General features: G+C 67.6%; 1 pseudogene. It reads left to right on the forward strand.

Annotated features, from left to right (window positions below):
- A pseudogene (locus MOV75_RS41940) lies at positions 1-435 on the forward strand (hypothetical protein); the annotation flags it as partial.

Consider the following 435-nt stretch of genomic DNA (forward strand, 5'->3'; position numbering starts at 1 on the left):
CGTGGCGCGCGTCGGGATCGGACGGGCCGCGCGTCAGCGTGTCGCAGCTTTCCTTGCTGCTGTGCCTGCGCGCCTCCGTGATCGGCGGCTCGGTGCTGCTGTGGATGTCAGGTCACGCCTCGCCCGGCGACGTCACCTATGTGCTGACGAGCTATTACATCATCCACGCATATTTGCGCGACGTCGGCATGCACATCAACGTGAGCGGCGGCCGCGTGATGGTCGACGGGCAGGACATCGCGCACGCCACGCAGCAATCGCTGCGCAGCCAGGTCGCGATCGTGCAGCAGGAGCCGATCCTGTTTCACCGTTCGCTCGCCGAGAACATCGCCTATGGCCGGCCGGCGCCAGCCTGGAGGCGATCGAGCAGTCGGCGCGGCTGGCGAACGCGCACGACTTCATCCTGCGCCTGCCGAAGGGCTACGGCACGCTGGT

This window comes from Bradyrhizobium sp. PRIMUS42 (assembly GCF_023006515.1).
Taxonomy (GTDB): Bacteria; Pseudomonadota; Alphaproteobacteria; order Rhizobiales; family Xanthobacteraceae; genus Bradyrhizobium.